13 protein-coding genes are annotated in these 15,979 nt (G+C 37.7%); 7 read left to right on the top strand and 6 right to left on the bottom strand.

Translation table 11 applies throughout. The features are described 5' to 3' along the window. Positions 1-110: 110 nt before the first annotated feature. The 6 genes from CD172_RS01180 to rpmH form a co-directional block, all read right to left on the bottom strand. Positions 111-968: a ParB/RepB/Spo0J family partition protein gene (locus CD172_RS01180; RefSeq protein WP_103345207.1), complete on the bottom strand. Its 858-nt coding sequence runs from the start codon at positions 966-968 to the stop codon at positions 111-113. Between the two features lie 39 nt (positions 969-1,007). Next, positions 1,008-1,727, bottom strand: coding sequence for a 16S rRNA (guanine(527)-N(7))-methyltransferase RsmG (rsmG, locus tag CD172_RS01175; RefSeq protein WP_103345206.1), 720 nt, complete (start codon positions 1,725-1,727; stop codon positions 1,008-1,010). After that, positions 1,728-3,602, bottom strand: coding sequence for a tRNA uridine-5-carboxymethylaminomethyl(34) synthesis enzyme MnmG (gene mnmG / locus CD172_RS01170; protein ID WP_103345205.1), 1,875 nt, complete (start codon positions 3,600-3,602; stop codon positions 1,728-1,730). A gap of 16 nt (positions 3,603-3,618) precedes the next feature. Next, positions 3,619-5,001 (bottom strand): tRNA uridine-5-carboxymethylaminomethyl(34) synthesis GTPase MnmE, encoded by a 1,383-nt coding sequence (gene mnmE / locus CD172_RS01165; RefSeq protein WP_037565150.1) that lies wholly within the window; start codon positions 4,999-5,001, stop codon positions 3,619-3,621. Positions 5,002-5,184: 183 nt separating this feature from the next. Then, entirely contained in the window at positions 5,185-5,532 is a 348-nt protein-coding gene (gene rnpA, locus CD172_RS01160; protein WP_037565151.1) for a ribonuclease P protein component, read from the bottom strand. A 151-nt stretch (positions 5,533-5,683) separates the two neighbouring features. Next, a complete protein-coding gene (rpmH, locus tag CD172_RS01155) occupies positions 5,684-5,821 on the bottom strand; it encodes a 50S ribosomal protein L34 (RefSeq protein WP_000240855.1) in 138 nt (45 codons plus the stop codon). A 539-nt stretch (positions 5,822-6,360) separates the two neighbouring features. Between rpmH and dnaA the strand changes: the two genes are divergently transcribed. From dnaA to gyrA, 7 genes are all read left to right on the top strand, one after another. After that, entirely contained in the window at positions 6,361-7,701 is a 1,341-nt protein-coding gene (dnaA, locus tag CD172_RS01150; protein WP_037565154.1) for a chromosomal replication initiator protein DnaA, read from the top strand. A 180-nt stretch (positions 7,702-7,881) separates the two neighbouring features. Further along, the gene (dnaN, locus tag CD172_RS01145; RefSeq protein WP_082624777.1) at positions 7,882-9,015 is read left to right on the top strand and encodes a DNA polymerase III subunit beta; all 1,134 of its coding nucleotides are present in this window, start codon (positions 7,882-7,884) and stop codon (positions 9,013-9,015) included. Between the two features lie 145 nt (positions 9,016-9,160). After that, positions 9,161-9,865, top strand: a complete 705-nt coding sequence (locus CD172_RS01140) for a DsbA family protein (protein ID WP_103345204.1) — start codon at positions 9,161-9,163, stop codon at positions 9,863-9,865. Between the two features lie 106 nt (positions 9,866-9,971). Next, positions 9,972-10,211: an RNA-binding S4 domain-containing protein gene (locus tag CD172_RS01135; protein WP_081858172.1), complete on the top strand. Its 240-nt coding sequence runs from the start codon at positions 9,972-9,974 to the stop codon at positions 10,209-10,211. Further along, on the top strand, positions 10,208-11,323 hold the full coding sequence (gene recF, locus CD172_RS01130; RefSeq protein WP_037565158.1) for a DNA replication/repair protein RecF: 1,116 nt from the start codon (positions 10,208-10,210) through the stop codon (positions 11,321-11,323). Before CD172_RS01135 ends, recF begins: the two co-directional genes overlap by 4 nt. Positions 11,324-11,335: 12 nt before the next feature. Further along, positions 11,336-13,267, top strand: coding sequence for a DNA topoisomerase (ATP-hydrolyzing) subunit B (gyrB, locus tag CD172_RS01125; protein WP_172616724.1), 1,932 nt, complete (start codon positions 11,336-11,338; stop codon positions 13,265-13,267). Positions 13,268-13,303: 36 nt separating this feature from the next. Continuing rightward, positions 13,304-15,967, top strand: coding sequence for a DNA gyrase subunit A (gene gyrA / locus CD172_RS01120; RefSeq protein WP_103345202.1), 2,664 nt, complete (start codon positions 13,304-13,306; stop codon positions 15,965-15,967). Positions 15,968-15,979: the final 12 nt, after the last annotated feature.

Genomic DNA, 15,979 nt, shown 5'->3' with positions numbered 1-15,979 from the left:
GCATGTTAGCTTAAGCATTCTCACCAACATAGTCTCAGCCTTATGTATGTTAATGAGCTTCAGTCTCTTTTTAATATTTGACAAAAAAATAACCCAGGAAATGTCCTGAGTTACTTTCGATAGACCCGAATATTAATTTCATAATAGTCGTCATGATCTTTTTCTTTTTGTTCATATTTAATGCCGTTCGCTTTAATTTCTAATAAACTATCGGCAATAATATCTCGTGCTTCCGAAATATCACGTACAAATTCAGGAGGTCGCGCTGTGACGATTTCACTGTCTTCAGGTTTTTCAACAGCTGTATGTGTCGCTTTCAGACGCTCCTCTGTCTGCTTCACGTTCAATTGTTCATTTAAAATGATTTCTAACATTTCTTTTTGGCGTTCAGACGGTTGTCCAACTAAAGCACGTCCGTGACGTTCCGTGATTTTATGTTCACGTACCGCATCCAGAACTATCGGCTCCAGTTTAAGCAAGCGCAACTTATTTGCGATAAAACTTTGACTTTTACCAACGCTTTTCGCAAGTTCTGATTGGGTAATACCTTCGAACGCTAATAATTTCTTATACGCTTCTGCTTCCTCAACTGCCGACAGGTTTTCACGTTGAATGTTTTCGATAAGTGCTACAACCGCAGTTTCTTCATCGCTGAGTGGTCTAACAATGACATCCGCTTCACTTTTATGAAGATGTTGTAAAGCACGAAAACGGCGTTCACCTGCTATAATTTCATACATATTTTCTTCTATAGGTCGTACGACAATGGGTTGAAGTAATCCATGCGCGTGTATAGACTCAGCGAGTTCTTCAATGCGTGCAGGGTCAAAGGTTTGACGCGGTTGATAACGGTTAGGCACAATACGTTCAATCTTAATCGTCTCCACGCCTTGTGCACTATCGTTTACAACCTCAAGTAATTCATCTTTATTTTTTAATCCAAATAGTTTAGAAAAAGGTTTTTTCATATGTCTTCTCTCCCTTAAACCATCCCAAACCTACACCATTTAGTCGATTAAAGGTGATTTATTTGGTGTGCCAGGTTTTCTTGGGTACTTTTTAGGTGTTTGACTACGCTTTTCAATTTTAATAATTTGTCTTTCTCCTGCATCTTCTGGTAATTCAAAAGTATGCACATCACCAATACGCCCTCCAAAAACACCAATGCCAAATCGTGCTTCTTCTAGTTCTTCTTGACCTTTTGATGATTTTAAAGCGATAAACATGCCCCGCGTTTTAACAAGTGGTAAGCACAATTCACTTAAAACTGCCATACGTGCCACAGCTCTTGCTGTTACAATATCAAAAGACCCTCGGTAGTCTTGATTTTTCCCAAATGTTTCTGCACGATCATGTACAAAATGTACACCTTCAAGATCTAATGCATGTGCAAGTTGATTTAAAAACTGAATACGTTTATTTAAAGAATCAACAATCGTGACATGGATGTTGGGAAAAACGATTTTTAATGGAATACTTGGAAAACCAGCCCCTGCACCGACGTCACATAAATGCATATCATGAGTGAAATCATGATAAAAGCTTGGTGTAATAGAATCATAGAAATGTTTTAAATACACCTCATGCTCTTCAGTGATGCTTGTTAAATTAATTTTTTCATTCCATGTGATAAGCATATCATAATATGTTTCAAACTGTTGTTTTTGCTTATCCGATAACGTGATACCATGAGATTCAAGTTGAGATGCTAACCATGTGACACTCATTTATTTCACCCTCTGCAATTTACCTTGTTCTAAATACACGAGCAATATGGAGATATCGGCAGGGTTTACACCCGAAATTCGTGATGCTTGTGCAATATTTAATGGTTTTACTTCCGTAAGTTTTTCACGTGCTTCCGTTGCAAGACTATCAATTTTACTATAATCCAAGTCTTCTGGAATTTTCTTTTGTTCCATACGTTTCACTTTATCAACTTGTTGTAAAGATTTCGTGATGTAGCCTTCGTATTTCGTTTGAATTTCTACCTGCTCTTCAATATCTGAACCTAATTGAGACGTTTCTTCTAATATTTCTAAAATGGTTGTATAAGTCATTTCAGGGCGACGTAATAATTCTTTCGCTAAAATACCATCTTTCAAACGCGAACCACTTTCACGCTCAATAATACTTTGTACACGTTCGTTTGGCTTAATTCGGATTTGAGATAAACGGGCTATTTCTGCTTCAATATGTTGTCGTTTTGCTTGGAACTTTGCATAACGTTCTTCAGAAATGAGTCCTAATTCGTAGCCAATATCAGTTAAGCGTAAATCTGCATTATCATGACGTAAAAGTAAGCGATATTCTGCACGTGATGTTAAGAGACGGTACGGTTCATTTGTCCCTTTCGTAACGAGGTCATCTATTAATACACCAATATAGGCATCAGAACGTTGTAAAATCGTTTCTTCTTTCCCTAAAATACGCGCTGCCGCATTGATTCCTGCCATTAAACCTTGGCCTGCTGCTTCTTCGTATCCTGACGTACCATTAATTTGACCAGCAGTATAAAGGTTTTTTATTTTTTTCGTTTCAAGTGTTGGCCATAATTGCGTTGGTACAATCGCATCATACTCTATCGCATAACCTGCACGCATCATGTCTGCTTTTTCTAATCCAGGAATGGTAGCCAACATTTGGCGTTGAACATGCTCTGGTAAACTTGTCGATAAGCCTTGGACATAGACCTCATTCGTATGACGTCCTTCAGGCTCAAGGAATAGTTGATGACGTGGCTTATCATTAAAACGCACAAATTTATCTTCAATAGATGGACAATACCTTGGACCTGTTCCTTTAATCATACCGGAATACATCGCAGATAAATGTAAATTATCATCAATGACTTTGTGCGTGTCACCATTTGTATATGTTAACCAACACGGAAGTTGGTCTAAAATATACTCTGTCGTTTCATAACTAAATGCACGACCAACATCGTCACCCGGTTGGATTTCCGTTTTGCTATAATCAATTGATCGAGCATTCACACGTGGTGGTGTACCTGTTTTAAAACGTACAACATCGAATCCAAGACCTCTTAAATGATCTGCTAGTGTAATAGATGGTAATTGATGATTAGGGCCACTAGAATATTTTAAGTTTCCTAAGATGATTTCACCACGAAGGAACGTTCCCGTCGTTAATATAACGGCTTGTGCCATATACTCCGTACCAATATTTGTACGCACACCTTTAACTTCATCATTTTCAATGATAAGCTCATCAACCATGCCTTGCATCACATCAAGATTAGGCTCATCTTCTAATACACGTTTCATTTCTTGTTGGTATAATACTTTGTCAGCTTGTGCACGTAATGCACGTACTGCAGGCCCTTTACCTGTATTCAACATACGCATTTGGATATGCGTTTTATCTATCGTTTTAGCCATTTGACCACCTAAGGCATCGATTTCACGAACAACGATACCTTTCGCTGGTCCGCCAACTGATGGGTTACATGGCATAAACGCAATATTGTCTAAGTTAATCGTTAACATCAGCGTTTTGGCGCCACGACGTGCTGCCGCTAATCCAGCTTCAATTCCAGAGTGCCCTGCCCCTACGACAATGACATCATAATTCTGTGTCATTCTAAATCCTCCTTTTTTATTTTCCAAGACAGAATTGGCTAAAAAGTTGATCGATTAATTCTTCACTTGCCGATTCGCCTATGATTTCTCCTAAAATTTCCCATGTGCGCGTTAGATCAATTTGTACCATATCCATTGGGACACCCATTTCGGCTGCATCAATGGCATCTTGAATTGCTTGTTTTGCTTGTTTTAATAAAGATATATGTCGTGAGTTAGATACATATGTCATATCTTGGCTTTGGACTTCTCCACCAAAGAATAAATCTCTGATTTGAAGTTCGAGATCATCGATACCTTGTTGTTTTAAAATAGACGTTTCAATAATAGGCATGTCCCCTACCATCGCTTTCACTTCATCAATATCAAGGCGTTGTTCTAAATCCATTTTATTAATGATCACAATCGCATCTTCATTTTTAATGACTTCATATAATTTTCTATCTTCTTCTGTGAGCGCTTCATTATAATTTAAAACAAATAGAATGAGGTCTGCTTCGCTTAATGCTTTGCGCGAACGTTCTACACCTATACGTTCCACAATATCTTCCGTTTCACGTATACCAGCTGTGTCAACTAATCTAAGTGGCACACCTCGCACATTAACATATTCTTCTAAGACATCCCGTGTAGTCCCTGCTATTTCAGTCACGATTGCCTTGTTATCATGAATTAAACTGTTTAACATGGAAGACTTCCCTACGTTAGGTTTGCCTACAATGACCGTAGATAAGCCTTCTCTCATAATTTTACCTTGAACACCTGTATCAAGTAATTTTTGGATATCTGTTTTTATCGCTTTTGAACGTTCTAATAAAAACTCAGTTGTCGCATCTTCAACATCATCATACTCTGGATAATCTATATTCACTTCAACTTGCGCTAAAATTTCTAAAATAGATTGACGTTGTGCCTTGATCATATCACTTAAGCGTCCCTCTATTTGATTTTGGGCTACTTTAGACGCGCGGTCAGTCTTCGCTCTAATAAAATCCATCACAGCTTCAGCTTGTGATAAATCAATACGTCCATTTAAAAATGCGCGTTTTGTATACTCACCAGGCTCTGCGATACGTGCGCCATGTGTCATTGTCAGTTCGAGTATACGATTAATTGTTAAAATACCACCATGACAGTTAATCTCAATAATATCTTCTCGTGTAAATGTTTTTGGTGCACGTAACACTGAGACCATGACTTCTTCAACCGTTTCATTCGTTTCAGGATCAATAATGTGACCATAATTAATCGTATGAGACGCAACGTCTTTTAATGCACGTTTACCTTTATAGAGTTTATCAGCTATCTCTACGGCATCGTGACCTGATAAACGGACAATACCAATTGCCCCCTCCCCCATTGGGGTTGATATACTTGTAATTGTATCTAATTGTTCCATGACACACGTACCTCCTTTACCATTATATCTATTGTAAAATGTTTCAAACCTTATTACGATTCATGTGCATCATCAATCATGTGTAAAGACGCCCTAACCTACGCAAACCTTGATATATGAGGTGTTTATAACACGCGAGTCAGTCTTACGTTTGTCTGAAGTCACACAAACGGATGTCTAATTTTATTTGATTTTCTTATTAAATACTTTCGCTATTTTTAAAACATGTTCTAAACTTTTTTGAATTTCTAATGTAGACATTTCTTTTGCAGGATGTCTTGCGATTACAATTATATCTAAAGGTAATATATCTAATTTATGAATTTTAAAGCATTCTCTCACACTGCGTTTAATTCTATTACGTGTTACCGCATTACCAATTTTTTTAGATACACTAATCCCTAATCTAAAATGTTCATTTTGGTTATGACGATACGTATAGACGACAAACTGTCGATTCGCAACTGACCTCCCCTTCCGATAGATCAATTGAAAATCTGAATTTTTTTTGATGCGGTATGCTTTTTCCATTGAACATCACTCAGCTTTCTCAATTCGAACATCATTCGTTACATTTTCGTACCGAAAAAAAGAGGGCCGGGACATCATATGCTGTCCTAGCCCCTATCAAAGCGGTTAAGGAAATCCTTAACGCGCATTAGACCCCTATTCATCTTCTGTCTTATGCAGATAAGACTTTACGGCCTTTACGACGACGACGCGCTAATACTTTACGGCCGTTTTTAGTGCTCATACGTTTTCTGAAACCGTGCACTTTACTATGTTTACGTTTGTTTGGTTGATAAGTACGTTTTACCATTAAAAACACCTCCATCTTGCTTTATTCGATGATCTTCATTCATTTTAACTATCTTCAATTTCAACGCACTGCCACGTTAAATAGATATTCTTCTCTTAAATGAAATGTCTACATTTCAAGCAACTACTACATAATATCAAATTCATATTGGTAAATCAAGCGTATTTTTTGAATAAGCCACGATGATAGATGTGTAAAAGTTATCCACTTATACACAATTGCGCCCGAATATTTTGTGGATAATTATTTTTTGTGCACAAGTTACTCGAAAGTTGTCACACATATTCACACCCGTTTGACAGGGGGTGTTGTTAAAAAGTATAATTGTGTGGATAAGTGGATTAATCCCTTACGATACATAGGTTTCTTTATCACGATAACGTAGCATATACCTGTGAATAATCCCGTTCAACGTTAGAGTTACCCACAACATGTGATTAATTTGTGGATAATTATTAACAAGGTGTGATTAGTTTTATCCACTGACGGGAAATCTGTGTATAACTCAAAAAAATATTACTTAGGAAGATGGAGTGTAAATGTCAGAACAAGAAATTTGGGACAAAGTTCTCAACTTATCTAAAGAAGAAGTATCAAATATTTCTTATCAAACTTGGCTTAAAGACACAATGTTGCATACTCTGTCTGATGAAGAAGCAATTGTATTAGTCAATCAACCCTTTGTAGCAAGTTGGTTGAGTACCAATTATACGGAATTAATTCAAACCATTATTAAAACTGTTACTGGAAAATCCGTAAAACACGTACGATTTTTAACAGAAGCAGATTTTGATGAACTGAAACCACCTTCATCAGCACAGGCAACGCCGCCTGCGACAAATCCTGAGACGAATGGTGAACAATTCAACACGAATAATACATTTGAAACCTTTGTCATTGGTCCAGGCAACCGCTTCCCACACGCTGCAAGTTTAGCTGTGGCCGAAGCTCCAGCTCAAGCATACAATCCATTATTTATTTATGGTGGTGTTGGGCTCGGTAAAACGCATCTTATGCACGCAATTGGACATTACGTTTTAGAAAATAATCCAAACGCGAAAGTGCTTTATACCTCAAGTGAAAAATTTACGAATGAATTTATTCAGTCGATCCGAAATAATGATACGGAATCATTTCGCGAAAAGTATCGAAATATTGATATTTTACTCATCGATGATATTCAATTCATTCAAAAGAAAGAACAAACACAAGAAGAATTTTTCCACACGTTTAATGATTTACATCAAAATCATAAACAAATTGTCATCTCAAGTGACCGTCCACCAAAAGAAATCTCAACGCTTGAAGAACGTTTAAAATCGCGTTTCCAGTGGGGACTTATCGTTGATATTACGCCACCGGATTTCGAAACTCGAATGGCCATTTTACAGAAGAAGACCGAAGAAGAGAACTTGGATATTCCGATTGAAGCGTTAACTTATATCGCAAATCAAATTCAAACAAACATTCGTGAATTAGAAGGTGCATTAACACGCGTACTTGCATTTTCAAAACTTCAAGGGAAGCCTATCACGACGGAACTTACAGCGGATGCACTTAAAGACATTATTCAAATACCAAAATCTAAAAAAATCACGATTCAAGATATTCAAAAAGTCGTTGGGGAATATTATGGTGTGCGCATTGAGGATTTCGCAGCTAAAAAACGAACGAAATCGATTGCCTATCCACGACAAATCGCCATGTATTTATCACGAGAGTTAACCGATTTTTCTTTACCTAAAATTGGTGAAGAGTTTGGTGGCCGTGATCATACCACAGTCATACACGCACATGACAAAATCATTAAAGACATTAAAAATGATCCAACACTGAAGCAAGAAATTGAATCACTTGAAAAAGAAATCCGCAATGCTTAAGCGACCTAGTTGTGGATAATGTTGATCAATTATACACATCATGCACAGTTTATCCACATGTGCACAATGTTGTATCATCACAACTTTTTAGACTTATCCACTAATCCACAGCACCTATGACTATTAATACTATCTTTAATATAACTAAGACTATATAAACGACTGAAAGGAGTTTATTGAATGATGGAGTTTTCTATTAAGAGAGATTATTTTATCACGCAATTAAACGATACATTAAAAGCGATATCCCCAAGAACAACATTACCTATTTTGACAGGGATAAAAATTGAAGCGACAAACGAAGGTATTGTCTTAACAGGCTCTGACTCTGAAATCTCGATCGAAATCACGATTCCTAATGAAGTAGATGGAGAAGAAATCGTAGAAGTAAAAGAACCAGGTTCAGTCGTATTACCAGGCCGTTTCTTCGTAGATATCATTAAAAAATTACCAGGTACTGAAGTTAAATTATCAACAAACGATCAATTCCAAACGTTAATCACTTCAGGTCATTCTGAATTTAACTTAAGCGGCTTAGATCCAGATCAATATCCTTTATTACCACAGGTTTCAAGTGATGACGCACTTCAATTACCAATAAAAGTGTTAAAAAATATCATTGCTCAAACCAATTTCGCCGTGTCCACCTCAGAAACACGCCCTGTATTGACAGGGGTAAACTGGCTTATACAAGAAAATGAATTAATATGCACAGCGACCGACTCACACCGCTTGGCTGTAAGAAAGTTAAAATTAGAAGAAGACATTGAAGATAAAAATGTCATCATTCCAGGTAAAGCATTAGCGGAATTAAATAAAATTATGACTGAAAATGAAGATCACATTGATATTTTCTTTGCATCCAACCAAGTATTATTCCGAGTAGGCAATATTAATTTCATTTCACGTCTACTTGAGGGACATTATCCAGATACGTCACGTTTATTCCCAGAGAATTACGAAATTAAATTGGGATTAAACAACCATGATTTCTATCATGCCATTGACCGTGCATCATTATTGGCGCGTGAAGGTGGCAATAATGTCATTAAATTAAGTACAGGGGATTCGCTCGTTGAATTGTCTTCAACGTCTCCAGAAATCGGTACAGTAAAAGAAGAAGTGACAGCAAATGATGTTGAAGGCGGCAATCTTAAAATCTCTTTCAACTCTAAATATATGATGGATGCGTTAAAAGCAATTGATAATGATGAGGTTGAAGTTGAATTTTTTGGCACAATGAAACCATTTATTTTAAAACCAAAAGATGATGATACTGTGACGCAACTGATTTTACCAATTCGCACATACTAATATCAGCATTAAGAGAAGTCAGCTTAAACTGGCTTCTTTTTTTGTTTTAAAAAGAAAATTAAAGAAATGTTGTTTTAACGGACGTGTAATATTAAAAGGACTTCTTTTTTAGTAAAATATAAGTAGGACGATTTGGAGGAAAATCATGAGCTTAAAAAAATCAATAATGGTCATTGTCATCGTGTCACTTTTTATTTTAGCCAGTGCTGGCATCTTCAAGACATATATATCAAAAAATAGCGCTCAAACAATAGACGATGTTAAAGCATTTCATAAAGACACCCTTAATAATCCAACGGCAGGACAGAGTAACAAAGTGATTCTCACAGAATTCGGTGATTATAAATGTCCATATTGCGGCGATTTTGAGAAAGACATCAAACCAAAATTAAAAAAAGATTATATCGATACGAACAAAGTTGAATTTCGTTATGTCAATGTACTGCTTCACGATAAAGAGTCAATGCGTGGTACACGTGCCGCTCTAACTGTACATCGAATTGCACCAAAAGCTTATTGGGATTTTCACGACTATTTATATGCGCAACAACCGCATTCTAAAAAAGCCGTTTCTAAACAGACATGGTTGACAGATGATTTGATTAAGAAAGGTGTCAATCAATTAAATATATCTCCTGAACAAAAACAAGCAATTATACAAGCGTATCAAGCTCAATCAGATGCGTCGTTAACCCAAGCTAAGGCAGACCATCACTTATTTAAAAAATATCAAGTTAAACAAGTCCCTGCATTATATGTGAATAGCAAACGCGTGGAAGATATCACTGATTATCAAAGTGTTAAACAAGCGATAGATGCCGCGCTACGTGAAGATAACAACTCAAAATAAATCGAAATGTTTCACGTAAAACGTTTACATGTTGAATCCTGACATTTATACACTTTTGCACATGAAATTTTATGAGTAAAACGGTATAATATATAAGTGAGCAAATATGAATGGAGTGATGGATTTGGCTGAGGAAATAATCGTTGATGGTGAACTAACTTTAGGACAATTTTTAAACTATGAAGGCATTGTTGAGTCAGGTGGCCAAGCGAAATGGTTTTTAAAAGAATATGACGTCTACCTCAATGGTGAACACGAAACACGTCGTGGAAAAAAGCTAAGTGATGGCGATCAGCTCGATATTCCTGAAGTGGGTTCATTTATTATCAAATTTGGTGAGCAATGAAATTATCAACACTCCAATTAGAGAATTATCGTAATTACGCTTCTGTTTTACTGAAATGTCATCCTGACGTCAATATCTTAATTGGCGAAAATGCACAAGGTAAAACAAATTTACTTGAATCAATTTATGTACTTGCTTTGGCAAAAAGTCATCGTACATCCAATGATAGAGAGCTCATTCGCTTTGATGCAGAATATGCTAAAATAGAGGGTGAGCTTCATTTTCGTCATGGCACGATGCCACTAACGATGTTTATTACGAAAAAAGGCAAAAAGGTAAAAGTGAATCATTTGGAGCAAAGTCGTTTGACACAATACATTGGTCATTTAAATGTCGTATTATTTGCGCCTGAAGATTTAAATATTGTGAAAGGTTCACCGCAAATAAGACGTCGTTTTATAGATATGGAATTAGGTCAAATTTCTAGTCTGTATTTAAATGATCTCTCACAGTATCAACGCATATTAAAGCAGCGTAATCATTACTTAAAACAGCTCCAACTCAAACAAAAACAAGATACAACAATGTTAGAGGTTCTAAATCAACAATTTGCGTTATACGCTGTAAAAGTAACACAGCGACGTCGTCAATTCATTCAAGAATTAGAAACGTTAGCACAACCTATTCATCATGGCATCACGAATGGGAAAGAGTCATTGACATTAAAATATATGCCCAGTCTTAAATATGAAGACGTCTCGCAGTCTGAGGATGTCTTAACTGAAGAAACATATCGCTTTATAGAACAGCAAATGGAACGAGAAATTGAGCGTGGGAATAGTTTGTTTGGACCGCATCGAGATGATTTATCTTTTCAAGTTAATGGCATGGATGCACAAATCTTTGGCTCCCAAGGACAACAACGAACAACCGCGCTCTCCATAAAGCTTGCTGAAATAGAATTGATGCATCAAGAAGTGGGAGAATATCCCATTCTTTTACTTGATGATGTGTTAAGTGAGCTTGATGACTCTAGGCAAACACATCTTCTTAGTACCATTCAACATAAAGTACAAACGTTCGTTACAACGACTTCTGTAGATGGCATTGATCATGAAATTATGAAAAATGCGAAAGTATATCAAATTGCGCAAGGAAATATTGAGAAATAGTAGAAAGTGAAGGTGGAAGCATTGGCTGATGTGAACAACTCAGAAAACTATGGTGCCAGTCAGATTCAAGTCTTAGAAGGACTGGAAGCAGTACGTAAGCGCCCAGGTATGTATATTGGATCAACTTCAGAACGCGGACTTCATCATCTTGTTTGGGAAATCGTCGATAATAGTATCGATGAAGCGCTCGCAGGATACGCGAATGAAATTGAAGTAGTAATTGAAAAAGATAACTGGATAAAAGTAACTGATAATGGTCGAGGCATCCCTGTAGATATTCAAGAAAAAATGGGACGTCCGGCCGTTGAAGTTATCTTAACTGTATTACATGCTGGTGGTAAATTTGGCGGCGGCGGTTATAAAGTGTCAGGTGGACTTCATGGTGTAGGTTCATCTGTTGTAAACGCACTTAGTGATACGTTAGAGGTCTACGTTCACCGTGATGGACGCGTTCACCACCAAGCTTACCATAAAGGTGTACCTGCATTTGACCTTAAGCAAATTGATGATACCGATAAAACAGGTACAGTTATTCGTTTTAAAGCGGACGGCACAATTTTCCAAGAAACAACGGTTTACAACTACGAAACGTTACAATCTCGTATTCGTGAATTGGCATTCTTAAATAAAGGTATTCAAATTACGCTCAGAGACGAGCGTGACGACGATTCTCCACGTGAGGATACTTACCACTACGAAGGTGGAATAAAGTCGTATGTGGAGCTTTTAAACGAGAATAAAGAGGCCATTCATCCAGAACCTATTTACGTGCATGAATCTAGAGATGAAGTTGAAGTGGAAATCGCCTTACAATACAACGGCGGTTACGCTGCTAACTTGTTAACGTATGCGAATAACATTCACACATATGAGGGCGGTACGCATGAAGATGGATTTAAACGTGCTTTAACACGTGTGTTAAACAGCTATGGCTCTCAAAATAAGCTTATGAAAGACGATTCAGAACGCTTATCTGGTGAAGATACGCGTGAAGGGCTCACAGCTATCATTTCAATCAAACATGGCGACCCTCAATTCGAAGGCCAAACGAAAACGAAACTTGGGAACTCTGAAGTACGTCAAATCGTAGACCGTGTATTCTCTGAACTCTTTGAGCGTTTCTTATATGAAAACCCTCAAGTTGCACGCGTCATCGTTGAAAAAGGTATTATGGCATCACGCGCACGTCTTGCAGCTAAAAAAGCACGTGAAGTGACACGTCGTAAGTCGGCTTTAGATATATCTAGTCTACCAGGAAAATTGGCAGACTGTTCGAGCAAAGATCCTTCTGAAAGTGAGATTTTCTTAGTCGAAGGGGACTCTGCCGGGGGGTCTACAAAATCAGGTCGTGATTCACGTACGCAAGCAATTTTACCTTTAAGAGGTAAGATTTTAAACGTTGAGAAAGCACGTTTAGACAAGATCTTAAATAACAACGAAATTCGCCAAATGGTTACTGCATTTGGGACAGGTATCGGTGGAGAATTTGATATTTCAAAAGCGCGTTATCACAAAATTGTAATCATGACTGATGCGGATGTCGATGGTGCACATATTCGTACGTTATTGTTAACGTTCTTCTATCGTTTTATGCGCCCGTTAATCGAAGCGGGATATGTGTATATCGCACAACCACCGTTATATAAATTGACGCAAGCAAAACAAAAATATTATGTCTTCAACGATCGTGAATTAGATAAATTAAAAGAACGTTTAAATCCAACACCGAAATGGTCTATTGCCCGTTATAAAGGTCTTGGAGAAATGAATGCGGATCAACTTTGGGAGACGACGATGAATCCTGAAAATCGTGCGATGCTTCAAGTGACACTTGATGATGCGATTGAAGCGGACCAAACATTTGAGATGTTAATGGGTGACGTCGTAGAAAATCGTCGTCAATTCATTGAAGATAATGCTGTTTATGCCAACTTAGATTTCTAAAATGGAAAACGGTTCAATTAGAAGGAGGATATCTTGATGGCTGAAATACCTGAATCAAGAATTAATGAACGAAATATCAGTAACGAGATGCGTGAGTCCTTTTTAGACTACGCGATGAGTGTCATTGTGTCTCGTGCCTTGCCAGATGTGAGAGACGGCTTGAAGCCAGTACATCGTCGTATCTTATATGGCCTCAATGAACAAGGTATGACACCAGATAAACCTTATAAAAAGTCTGCACGTATCGTTGGTGACGTCATGGGTAAGTATCACCCTCACGGTGACTCATCTATTTACGAAGCAATGGTACGTATGGCACAGGATTTCAGCTATCGTTATCCACTCGTAGACGGTCAAGGTAACTTTGGTTCAATGGATGGCGACGGTGCAGCAGCGATGCGTTATACCGAAGCGCGTATGACAAAGTTAGCACTTGAATTATTAAGAGATATTAATAAAGACACGATTGATTTTATCGATAACTATGATGGCAATGAACGTGAACCAAGTGTGCTACCTTCACGTTTTCCAAACCTTTTAGTCAATGGTGCATCTGGTATCGCGGTAGGTATGGCTACCAACATTCCACCGCATAATATGACCGAAGTCATTAATGGTGTATTGAGTTTAAGTCGTAACCCAGAAATCTCTATCAATGAATTGATGGAAGATATTACGGGGCCAGACTTCCCTACTGCTGGTTTAATTTTAGGTAAAAGCGGCATTCGACGCGCCTATGAAACAGGTAGAGGCTCAATCATTATGCGTGCCAAAGCAGAAATCGAATCACGTGGTGGCGGTCGTGAACGTATCGTTGTCACTGAAATTCCATTCCAAGTCAATAAAGCGCGTATGATCGAGAAAATTGCAGATTTAGTGCGTGATAAGAAAATTGATGGTATTACAGATTTACGAGATGAAACAAGTTTACGTACAGGTGTACGTGTTGTTATCGATGTGCGTAAAGACGCAAATGCCAACGTAATTTTAAATAATTTATACAAATTAACACCACTTCAAACGTCATTTGGGGTCAACATGATTGCGCTCGTCAATGGACGTCCGCAATTGATTAACTTGAAACAAGCGCTTTATCATTATTTAGAGCACCAAAAAGAAGTCGTACGTCGTCGTACGGAATATAACTTACGTAAAGCGAAAGACCGCGCGCATATTTTGGAAGGTTTACGTATAGCGCTGGATCATATCGATGAAATCATTACGATTATTCGAGAATCTGATACTGATAAAGTCGCAATGGAAAGTTTACAATCTCGTTTTAAACTTTCAGAACGTCAAGCCCAGGCGATTTTAGATATGCGTTTAAGACGTCTGACAGGCTTAGAGCGCGATAAAATTGAACAAGAGTACAATGATCTTATTGCTTATATTGCTGAATTGGAAGCAATTTTAGCTGATGAAGAAAAATTATTAGACTTAGTGCGTGAAGAGTTAATCGAAATTAGAGATAAATATGGAGATGAACGTCGCACTGAAATTCAATTAGGTGGCGTAGACAATCTTGAAGATGAAGATTTAATACCTGAAGAACAAATTGTAATTACGTTAAGTCACAAAAATTATATTAAACGTCTACCTGCATCTACGTATCGTTCACAACATCGTGGTGGTCGTGGCGTTCAAGGTATGAACACATTAGAAGACGACTTCGTGAGTCAACTTGTAACGACAAGCACACATGATCATATTTTATTCTTTACGAATAAAGGTCGCGTATACAAATTGAAAGGATATGAAGTGCCGGAACTCTCCCGTCAGTCTAAAGGTATCCCTATCGTGAATGCGATTGAGCTTGATAATGATGAAAAAATCAGTACGATGATAGCGGTGAAAGATTTAGATTCTGAAGAAAACTTCCTCGTCTTTGCGACGAAAAAAGGGTTAATTAAACGTTCTGCTTTAAGTAACTTCAACCGCATTAATAAAAATGGTAAAATCGCGATCAATTTCCGAGATGACGATGAACTCGTGGCTGTTCGTTTAACAGACGGCCATAAACATATCCTTATTGGAACATCAGACGCGTCGCTTATTCGTTTCAAAGAAAGTGACGTACGTGCGATGAGTCGTATAGCTTCTGGTGTAAGAGGCATAAGACTTCGCGATGAGGATGAAGTTGTTGGTTTAGGTGTCGCGGACGAAGATAGTGAAGATGAAGTTCTTGTTGTTACTGAAAAAGGTTACGGTAAACGTACATCTGTAAGTGAATACCGCGTTTCAAATCGTGGTGGAATGGGTGTTAAAACAGCGAAACTAACGGAACGTAATGGACAACTCATCAGCATTGGTACAGTGTCTGGTGATGAGGATATCATGGTCGTTACAAATCATGGTGTCATTATCCGTATGGAAGTTCAAGACATCTCTAAAAATGGCCGTATGACCCAAGGGGTACGCTTAATTAAAATGGCAGATGATCAATTTGTATCAACTGTTGCAAAAGTTAAACGTGAACCTGAAGATATCGAGGATGTTGAAGATCAAGCTATCAATAAAGATGGCATGGAATCGCAAACTGAACATGTGATTGATGATCAAATGTCTGAAGACACCATTCACACTGAAGTCACTGAGACGGAAGACCAACAGGATAATAACGACGAACGTGAAGACTTACGCCAAGACTTCATGGATCGTGTGAATGAAGATATCGCATCTACTGATGATGACGAAGCATAAATCAAATAAAAC

This window comes from Staphylococcus agnetis (assembly GCF_002901865.1).
GTDB lineage: Bacteria > Bacillota > Bacilli > Staphylococcales > Staphylococcaceae > Staphylococcus > Staphylococcus agnetis.
The sequence above is the reverse complement of the archived record's forward strand: the minus strand, read 5'-3'. Positions and strand labels throughout refer to the sequence as shown.